We start from the raw sequence: 8,386 nt of genomic DNA, 5'->3' as shown, positions 1-8,386 counted from the left end.
CGGCAACGTGGGCGCCTGCCCGGGCCAGGGCCAGGGCGTAGGCCAGTCCGAGTCCTTGGGCGGCCCCGGTCACGATGGCCTTGCGTCCTTCAATCGATGCCGTCATCGCCTCGCCTCGCCTCGCCTCGCCTTTCGCACTGGCTCACTGTGCCGGACCGCCGCCCCGGCTGGCGACGTCTGACGTTCGCAGCGGGAGCCACCAGTCCTGGACCCGCGCTGCCAGGCGCTCTGAGAGCGCACGTTCGAGTTCGGTGGCGTCCGGCTGTGGGGGCGGCATGTCGGTGGGCGTCAGCGGTGATGCCCCGCCGATCGGGTCTACCCACTCGAGCCGGACCGCTTCCAGCACGTCGCGCAGAGCCGGCCTGGCTTCCTCATGGTGCGGACTGGTCTCGTGGGCGAGGAATCCTGCGAACCTGTCGAAAGATTCGAGCGTGTAGTACGTCCCCGGCTCCTCGCCCCGCCAGTACTCGTAGCGGCGGACGTCATGCTCGCGGCTGTGGGTCGCGGCGTGAAGCTCGCTTGCGATCTGTTCGAAGCGCTCCTCGGCCCCTGGACGTACCCGGATGTGGACCAACAGCGTTGCCATCCGACTGTCCCCTTCCGAACTGCCTGCGGCTCGGCGCCGCGCATCGGCCACGTCGCGGGGCTGGGGCACGCACCTCGCGATCCACGCACCCCAGCCCCGTTCCTTGATCCACACCCCTGTTGTCGGGCGCTCGTACCCGCCCGCCGGTCAGCTGGACGCCAGGGCGTCCCGGGATGAGGCCACGCGGGCGGCGTCGACGGCAGCAGAGAAGTGCCGGTTAGTCATCGTGCGCACGAGCTTGACGCCACGCTCGTTGCCGAGGTCAGTTCCCGCGCCGACGAGCACAGCCGTCGCCGTGCCGGCGACGCGGTGGGCAAGCCGGTATGCCGCCCACAGCCGGTCGAGTGGGTAGTCCTGGACCCCGCCTTTGACCAGCTCGCGATGATAGTGCTCAACCAGGGTCTCTTCGTGGGCGGCGCGCACCTCGGCCGTGAGGCTGCCGCCGAGCAGATAGGCCAGGTCGTATGCTCCTGGCCCGCGGCCGATCGACTGCCAGTCGAGCACAACGAGGCCGGTTCCGTCTGGTTGGAACATCAGGTTCTCGCAGCGGTAGTCGATGTGCAGGATGGTCCAGGGCTCATCCGCCAGTTGCTGCATGAACGGCCAGTAGCGGTCGCGAACCTCCTCGCCGAGTGCCTCGCCGCCGTCGGGCAGGTCCGTCCCGAAGCGCTGCACGAACACGGGCCACAGCTGCGGCCACAGGTCTGCCATCATCTTCATCCGCGGGTGCACGATGCCCGGGATCCAGTCGAGTTCCGGCGTCGACACCTTCCCCCACCAGGAGGCGTGGAGGTCAGCAAGGGCAGTCACGGCCTGCTCCGCCTGCACCAGGCTCAGGCCGTCGAGCTGATCGACCATCCCCAGGGCGCTCAGATCCTCCATGACGATGACGAAGTCGGCGCCGTCGCGGGCCTTGCGGGCGTGGAAGCATCGGGGCACTCGCGTCCTGGTCTGGGCCGCCAGTTCCCGGTAGAAGCGCACCTCGGATTCGTAGAGGTTGCGTTCGTGCGCGATGGCCCGGTTCTCCCCGGCCGAGGCGGCCAGCTTCACCACTACCGACGCTAACTGGTCCGCTAAGGGCTGGTCGTACGTGAGGGTAACCCGCCACTCGTCCGCCATGATCCCGACGCCGACGCCGATCCGCTCCGTGTGGACGTCGACCACATGAGCTGGCGTGGTGCCGAGCGCGGCCGTGAGCCACGCCGGGGTGATGTCGGCGATGCACGTCGGGATGGCTATCTCAGTCATGTCCGGCCCTCCATCGGGTCGTCTGCCGTGGCTGGATCCGCGGCGTTGGGCTCCTGGTGGCGAGCACGCGCTTGTCGGCGTAGCCCGGCACCGAAGTGTTCTGCACTCAGGCCCGGCCGGCAGCCAGTTCGCCTCTGCGGGCGCAACGGGCTGCCCGCGGCCCGAGAAACATATTAGTCAATCGATTAGTAATTGACCAGACCCACTGGCGGTGGGAGGATGCCGGCACACTCAGGGACCGATGCGGGGGCCATGTGAGTCGAGCAAAACCGTTCAGGTTCGGCCTGCAGGCGTACCAGGCGACGTCCGCTGAGCAGTGGCGCGCCCTCGCCCGCGAGGCCGAGCAGCTCGGCTATTCCACTTTCCACCTCGCCGATCACTACTTCGGGCCGGGCCCTCTGGAGGCGGAGACCCGCCACCCGGTCCAGGATCTCGCTGCCATCCCCGCCATGGCCGTTGCCGCCGCGGAGACCGAAACCATCCGGATCGGCTGCCGGGTGCTCTGCATCGACTATCACCTGCCTGCGGTGCTGGCCAAGGAGCTGGCCACCCTCGACTTCCTGTCCGGCGGGCGCTTGGAGATCGGGCTCGGCGCGGGCTGGATCGAGGCGGAGTACCGGGCCATGGGCATCCGCTGGGACCGGCCCGGCGTCCGCCTGCAGCGCCTTGAGGAGGTCATAGACCTGCTCGAGGCCCACTTCGGCGGCGAGCAGATCGCCGTGGCGGGTACGCACGTGCAGGTGAGTGGCTACCAGGGCGTGCCGGCCCCGGTGCAGACACCGCGCCCGCCCTTCATGGTCGGCGGGGGTGGCGAGCGCATCCTGCGGCTGGCGGGAAGGCGGGCCGACATCGTCAGCCTGAACTTCGACAACCGCTCAGGCCGCATCGGCTCGGACGGCGTCGGAAGCTCGACGGCGGACGCCACCGATCGCAAGATCGGCTGGGTCCGGGAGGGCGCCGGTGACCGGTTCGAGCGGCTGGAACTTGAGATCGCCGCGTATTTCACCATGGTCGGGGTCGACCCCCCGAAGGCGCAGGCGCACCTGTCGGGCGCGCTCGGTCTGCCCCCCGAGACCCTAGCCGACCACCCGCACGTCCTCGCGGGGTCGGTGGACGAGATATGCGAGCGGCTCGTGGCCCGGCGGGAACGCTACGGCATCAGCTATGTCACCGTCGGCGCACGGGTACTCGAAGACTTCGCGCCGGTCGTCGCCCGCCTCGCCGGGACCTGACGGCATGGTCGCAGGGATAGCCGACCGCGCTGGCGCGGATCCGGCCGGCTGGGCGCTAACGGATGGCACTGAGAATCTGACCTGGGCCGAACTCAACGACTGGCTGAACCGCGTAGTCCACGCGCTGCTCGGCGCGGACCTCGGCCCGGACCGGCGGGTCGCGATCCTTGCGCAGAACAGCGCGCAGACGGCGATCGCACACCTGGCCGTGATCTACGCCGGCGCGTCGGCGGTGCCGGTGAACTGGCAGCTCCGCCCGGCTGAGGCTGGTCACGTCCTGCGCGACAGCGCGGCCAGGCTGATCCTCGCCAGCCCGGAGTCCGCGGCCGTGGCCAGGCAGGCCGGTGCCCCCGCAGCGGTAGTAGTCGACTCGCTTGCTGAGTTCGCCGCCGCCGCCCCGCGGCACGAGCCGCCTGCCGACCTGCCGCCACGGCGGGCGCTCATGTACACCTCCGGTACCTCCGGAGTGCCCAAAGCGGCTGAACAGGCTCTTGCGATGTTTGCCGGCGGTGCGACCGTTGCCGAGCACGTGGCGAACATCGCCGCCAGCGCGCTCGCTCAGCTCGGGCCGCACCTGGTCGCGGGGCCATTGCACCACACCGGGCCGCTGCACGGGCTGCGCTGCCTGGCGGGGGGCACGCCGATGGTTGTGCTGCCGCGGTTTGACGCGGCCGCGGCGCTGGGGGCCATCGACCGGTACCGGATCGCGAGTTCGACCATGGTGCCGACGCATTTCTCCCGGCTACTGGCGCTGCCCGCCGACCTGCGCACCCGACACGATGTCAGCAGCATGCGCCAGATCGCGCACACCGGAGCGCCATGTCCGGCCGATGTCAAGCGCGCGATGATCGAGTGGATGGGCCCGGTTGTCGTGGAAGCCTACGGCTCTACCGAGATCGGTACCGTCACGACGATCGATTCGACGGACTGGCTCGCGCATCCAGGTTCGGTCGGCCGGGCGGTGCCGCCGTTCGAGGTCAGTATCCGAGACGGCTACGGCCAGGAGTTTCCGATTGGCGCCGAGGGCCTGGTGTGCGTGCGCAACGGGCGCGACGGCGGTCCGCGGTACCTGCATGACCCGGACAAGACGGCGGCCAGCTTCGTCGGCGACGGGTACTTCGTCATGGGCGAGATCGGTCTTCTCGACGCGGACGGGTACCTCTACCTGACCGACCGGGCGTCTGACCTTGTGGTGTCTGGCGGGGTCAACGTCTACCCGGCTGAGGCCGAAGCAGTGCTGGCGGCGCACCCGGGCGTGCAGGACGTGGCGGTCATCGGCGTGCCCGCTCCCGATCTTGGCGAGGCGCTGCTGGCGCTCGTGGTGCCCAGGGATCCCGCGTTCGCGGGCGAGGACCTCGTCGCCTGGTGCCGGGACCGGCTGACTCATTACAAGTGCCCACGTGCGGTGAGGTTCGTGCCCGACCTGCCGCGCACCGCGATGGGCAAACTCAACAAACGTGACCTGCGGGCTGCCTACGGTGCCGCAGAAACGGCACCGTAGGCAGCCCGCAAACATGTCGCGGTCAGCGCGCCGCCCGAGCCGCGACCGCCGAGGCGCAGCCTTTCCTTGGAGGCCGCTGAACAACGTCTGTCCGGCTCGCGTCCCCCCGCATCCCGCCTGGCTGCGTTGTCGTCGGCCCGGATAGGACACCACTATCCGGGCCTCCTCCGCCTCGCCAGCCGGGCGCGGACGGCCCGCTCGCGGATCGAACGCCGTTATTCAGCGGCCTCCTAGTAAACAATCGCTCGATCAATTAGTATTGGGGAGCGCACAGAAGTGCATAGAGGGGAGCTGTGATCCTGATTGCTGGCACCGTCGAGCTGCTGCATCCGCAGGACCGAGACGATCGCGTCCCACGAGTCGTGCTCATCCAGTGGGTTCTGTCCTGTTTCCGTATCTTCCACGCCGGCGCGGATGCGGCAGCCCGCAGCGCGCTCGGGACTCCCACCGCCTTGATCGAGGACCTGTCGTGACGGAGCTTGCGGAAGCCGAGCAGAAGGTGGCGGCGCTGTCGGGCCCGTACCAGCGCCTCCTCGACGAGGACACCCATGAGGTGCCCGCCGTCCTCCGCCTGCAGCACAACCCCTGCCTCGGCACCGAGGACATCCCCGTCCGGCGCTACACCTCGCGGGCCTATCACGAACGTGAGAAAGAGCGGCTGTGGTCCAGGGTGTGGCAGTTCGCCTGTCGGGAGGAGCACCTCCCCGAGCCCGGCGACGTCGTCGTGTACGACATTGCCGGCCGCTCGTACCTGCTGGTCCGTCAGGCGGACGGCACCATCCGGGGCTACGTCAACGCGTGCCTGCACCGTGGTAGGCGACTGAGGGATTACGACGGCCACTGCGACGGCCTTGTGCGCTGCCCCTTCCACGGCTTCGCCTGGCGACTCGACGGGAACCTCGCCGACGTGCCGGCCGGCTGGGACTTCCCCCAGCTGCCGGACCGTGACCTCACCCTCCCGCAGGTCCGGGTGGATAGCTGGGCGGGATTCGTGTTCCTCAACCCCGACCCCGGCGCTGGACCGCTGGCGGAGTTCCTCGGCGGGATCATCGCCCACTTCGCTGACTGGGACCTGGGCTCGGCCTACGTCGAGGTGCACGTGGCCAAGGTCATCCAGGCCAACTGGAAGGTCGCCCAGGAAGCCTTCTGCGAGGCCTACCACGTCGCGGGCACCCATCCGCAGATCCTCCCCTGGCAGGGCGACCTGCTCACACAGGTCGACGTCTGGGACAACTTCGCCCGGGCCATCACCCCCGGCGGTGTTACCAGCCCGCATCTCACCTGGGTCCCGAGCGAGGAGGAGATGCTGCGCTCGATGCTCGACGTCCGCGACGGGGAGACCAGCCCGATCACGCTGCGGCCAGGTGAGCGCATGCGGGCGGTCGCCGCCGAGCTGGCCCGGACGCGGTGGCGCCCGCTCGCCGGTGACCAGGTCGACCGCATGTCGGACGCCGAGATGATGGACAGCATTGACTACACGGTGTTCCCCAACTTCCATCCCTGGGGGGCTTTCAACCGCATCGTCTACCGCTTCCGGCCCAACGGCGACGACCACCGCAGCTGCATCATGGAGGTGCTGCTGCTGTCACCCTTTCGCGGACAGCGTCCGCCTCCGTCGCCCGTGCGCTGGCTCGCCGCGGACGAGCCATGGAGCGCCGAGCCGAGGCTCTCATCGCTCGGTAAGGTGTTCGACCAGGACACGTTCAACATGGCCAACGTCCAGCTCGGGCTGGAGACCACACTTCGGTCTGGCGTGCTGCTGAGTGAATATCAGGAGTCCAAGGTCCGCTGGTTGCACCGCACCTTGACCGAGTGGATCGGGGAGTGAGGAGCAGGTGAGCGAAGGCATCCACCACCCGTTCACGGGCGCTCTCTATGAGCCCGACGGCGGCCTGGTGCGGGTAACCACCAAGGACGGCCGGGTCGGCCACTTCAGCGTCGACGGCCGCTGGGTCGGCGGAGAACTCCGCGATGCGGACCCTCAGCTGTGCGTCTGGATCGGCGGACCCCGGTACACCAGTAATCGGGTGGAATCCCCGCCTGCGTCCTGACGCCGCCGGGCCGAGGTGGCGCGCTCACCCGGCCCGGCGAGGCGCCGCCTGGCGCGGATGGCGCACGAGGTCCCCGGCGAAGAGGGCCTCGAGCCCGTCGATGGCCCGCCGGTGGTACTGCGGATCCGCCATCTGCGCGGAGACGTCGGTCAGGCCCACGAAGATGGTGCGCATCACCGCCTCGATGACCTCGCGGCGTTCCGGGTCGATCTCGCCGAACTCGATTCCGGCGTCGACCATCGGCGCTACGAGGTTGGCGCCCTCTCCTGGGCTGTGCGGGATGGCCGACCGCAGTTCCTCATGGCGCATGCGGTCGACGCGCACCGTACCGAGGAACCGCGCAATAGAAGGATCCTCGCGATTCATCTGGTACACGGCCTCCATAACGGCCCGGAACTTGCCGGCGAAGGTGCTCTCCTGGTGCATCGCGCTGTTGAGGCGCTCGTTGACCAGCGCCGCCAGCTCCCAGTACACGGTCAGGTACATGGCCAGTTTGGAGTCGAAGTAGTAGTAGAGCGCACCCGTGGTGATGCCCGCCCGCACGGCCACGTCCTTGTTGGTCGTCCTCCCGTAGCCGTTTATGGCGAACATCTCCGCGGCCGTCGTGATGATCCGCTGGCGGGTCTCAGCTGCGTTGGATGCCGGCGGCCGTCCCAGTCTCGGCGCCTTGGACCTTGGCAACCTTCAAGCCCTCTTCCTGTCGGTCGCCGAGCCCCGCTGACGACAGTACGATTCTGCCGGACTTCGACCACGCCCAGCCGGGACGACGAACAGCGCGACCCGGAGCCGCCTCGTCCGGCTGACAAGCGGCACGTTGGCGGCGGGACAGCCCCTGGCCAGGCAGCTGGCGCCTTCAGCCTCTCGCAGTGTAACCAGTCAGTATGTTACCAGCATCGGCCGCCAGTCAAGGACAAGCTTCCGAGCCGAGCCGGACGGGGCGCTTCGATCACGAGTTTAAATTGACTGGTTGATTACTTGTGTAGCCTGCGTCACACTGACGCCTGATTGCCGACGACGGAGGCGCACATGGCAGTGCTCGGGTGCAGGGTCGCCTGGGAGACCGGCGCGATGCGAGACATCGCTAGCGCCTTGCCGCGTGAGGGCGGCCAGCTCGCGATCGACGGCCGCGACGACGGCATGGCCAGGGGCTCGTTCAACGAGTTCGACGGCGGGCCGGCGGTCGCGGTCATCGCGGGCGAGGTTGTGGGCGGCGAGGACAGCGCGGCCGCGCTGTTTGCTGCCGGCGTCACCTGGAATGCCACGGCGTTCCTTTTCCCGGTAGCTGGCGAGACCATCCGCGACTGACCGGCGACCTCGACGCACCGGCACCTCATCTTCATTCTCGACAGCAGTCAGCGCACTAGCAACTGACTGATCAATCATATCCTGGCCAGCCGGCTGGCGCCGTGCTGTTACCTTAGATGGGAGCCTCCATCGTCATGCTGAAAAAATCCACGTGGCCACGGGCGATTACCGCTGGCACCTTGGTCCTCGCCGCCGCCACGTTCCTGGCGGCCTGCGGCGGTACCGAGTCGGCTTCAACGGGCAGCGGCACGACCGCCAGCTCCGGCACCAGCACGCCGAGCGGCGCAACCGACTTAGCTGCGCTGTCCGCGGTCGTGGCCAAGTACAAGCAGGCACCCACCACCATCCCGATCTCCACGCCGCTCAAGCAGGCTCCGGCCAAGGGCAAGACCTTCGTGTTCCTGCAGTGCGACGTCGCGCAGTGCACGCAGTTGTCCAAGGCGTTTGCCGCCGCGACAGCCGC

At 68.7% G+C, this 8,386-nt stretch carries 9 protein-coding genes and 1 pseudogene; 7 read left to right on the top strand and 3 right to left on the bottom strand.

Annotation, left to right across the window (positions count from 1 at the left end; all coding sequences use genetic code 11):
* Nucleotides 1-142 precede the first annotated feature (142 nt).
* Nucleotides 143-586, bottom strand: coding sequence for an antibiotic biosynthesis monooxygenase family protein (locus U9977_RS17605; RefSeq protein WP_322750368.1), 444 nt, complete (start codon nucleotides 584-586; stop codon nucleotides 143-145).
* Between the two features lie 147 nt (nucleotides 587-733).
* On the bottom strand, nucleotides 734-1,834 hold the full coding sequence (locus U9977_RS17600) for a phosphotransferase (RefSeq protein WP_322750367.1): 1,101 nt from the start codon (nucleotides 1,832-1,834) through the stop codon (nucleotides 734-736).
* 254 nt (nucleotides 1,835-2,088) lie between these two features.
* Here U9977_RS17600 and U9977_RS17595 point away from each other — a divergent pair, with 254 nt between their 5' ends.
* From U9977_RS17595 to U9977_RS17575, 5 genes are all read left to right on the top strand, one after another.
* The gene (locus U9977_RS17595) at nucleotides 2,089-3,066 is read left to right on the top strand and encodes a TIGR03621 family F420-dependent LLM class oxidoreductase (RefSeq protein ID WP_322750366.1); all 978 of its coding nucleotides are present in this window, start codon (nucleotides 2,089-2,091) and stop codon (nucleotides 3,064-3,066) included.
* 4 nt (nucleotides 3,067-3,070) lie between these two features.
* Nucleotides 3,071-4,567: an AMP-binding protein gene (locus U9977_RS17590; RefSeq protein WP_322750365.1), complete on the top strand. Its 1,497-nt coding sequence runs from the start codon at nucleotides 3,071-3,073 to the stop codon at nucleotides 4,565-4,567.
* 293 nt (nucleotides 4,568-4,860) lie between these two features.
* On the top strand, nucleotides 4,861-5,040 hold the full coding sequence (locus tag U9977_RS17585) for a hypothetical protein (RefSeq protein WP_322750364.1): 180 nt from the start codon (nucleotides 4,861-4,863) through the stop codon (nucleotides 5,038-5,040).
* Nucleotides 5,037-6,395 carry an aromatic ring-hydroxylating dioxygenase subunit alpha gene (locus U9977_RS17580; RefSeq protein ID WP_322750363.1) on the top strand — a complete coding sequence of 453 codons (1,359 nt, stop codon included), beginning with the start codon at nucleotides 5,037-5,039 and terminating at the stop codon, nucleotides 6,393-6,395. The genes U9977_RS17585 and U9977_RS17580 overlap by 4 nt, the downstream gene beginning before the upstream one ends.
* A gap of 7 nt (nucleotides 6,396-6,402) precedes the next feature.
* Nucleotides 6,403-6,618: a hypothetical protein gene (locus U9977_RS17575; RefSeq protein ID WP_322750362.1), complete on the top strand. Its 216-nt coding sequence runs from the start codon at nucleotides 6,403-6,405 to the stop codon at nucleotides 6,616-6,618.
* A gap of 24 nt (nucleotides 6,619-6,642) precedes the next feature.
* Here U9977_RS17575 and U9977_RS17570 read toward each other — a convergent pair whose 3' ends face one another.
* Nucleotides 6,643-7,299 (bottom strand): TetR/AcrR family transcriptional regulator, encoded by a 657-nt coding sequence (locus U9977_RS17570; protein WP_322750361.1) that lies wholly within the window; start codon nucleotides 7,297-7,299, stop codon nucleotides 6,643-6,645.
* Between the two features lie 345 nt (nucleotides 7,300-7,644).
* Here U9977_RS17570 and U9977_RS17565 point away from each other — a divergent pair, with 345 nt between their 5' ends.
* Both U9977_RS17565 and U9977_RS17560 read left to right on the top strand, forming a co-directional pair.
* Nucleotides 7,645-7,923: a hypothetical protein gene (locus U9977_RS17565; protein WP_322750360.1), complete on the top strand. Its 279-nt coding sequence runs from the start codon at nucleotides 7,645-7,647 to the stop codon at nucleotides 7,921-7,923.
* A 116-nt stretch (nucleotides 7,924-8,039) separates the two neighbouring features.
* Nucleotides 8,040-8,386: pseudogene (locus tag U9977_RS17560) on the top strand (hypothetical protein); the annotation flags it as partial.

This window comes from Protofrankia sp. Cas8, from assembly GCF_963555845.1.
GTDB lineage: Bacteria > Actinomycetota > Actinomycetes > Frankiales > Frankiaceae > Protofrankia.
The sequence above is the reverse complement of the archived record's forward strand: the minus strand, read 5'-3'. Positions and strand labels throughout refer to the sequence as shown.

Coding starts and splice junctions, on each gene's coding strand:
- U9977_RS17565 (WP_322750360.1), top strand. CDS start 7,645: ATGGCAGTGCTCGGGTGCAGGGTCGCCTGGGAGACCGGCGCGATGCGA.
- U9977_RS17590 (WP_322750365.1), top strand. CDS start 3,071: ATGGTCGCAGGGATAGCCGACCGCGCTGGCGCGGATCCGGCCGGCTGG.
- U9977_RS17600 (WP_322750367.1), bottom strand. CDS start 1,834: ATGACTGAGATAGCCATCCCGACGTGCATCGCCGACATCACCCCGGCG.
- U9977_RS17605 (WP_322750368.1), bottom strand. CDS start 586: ATGGCAACGCTGTTGGTCCACATCCGGGTACGTCCAGGGGCCGAGGAG.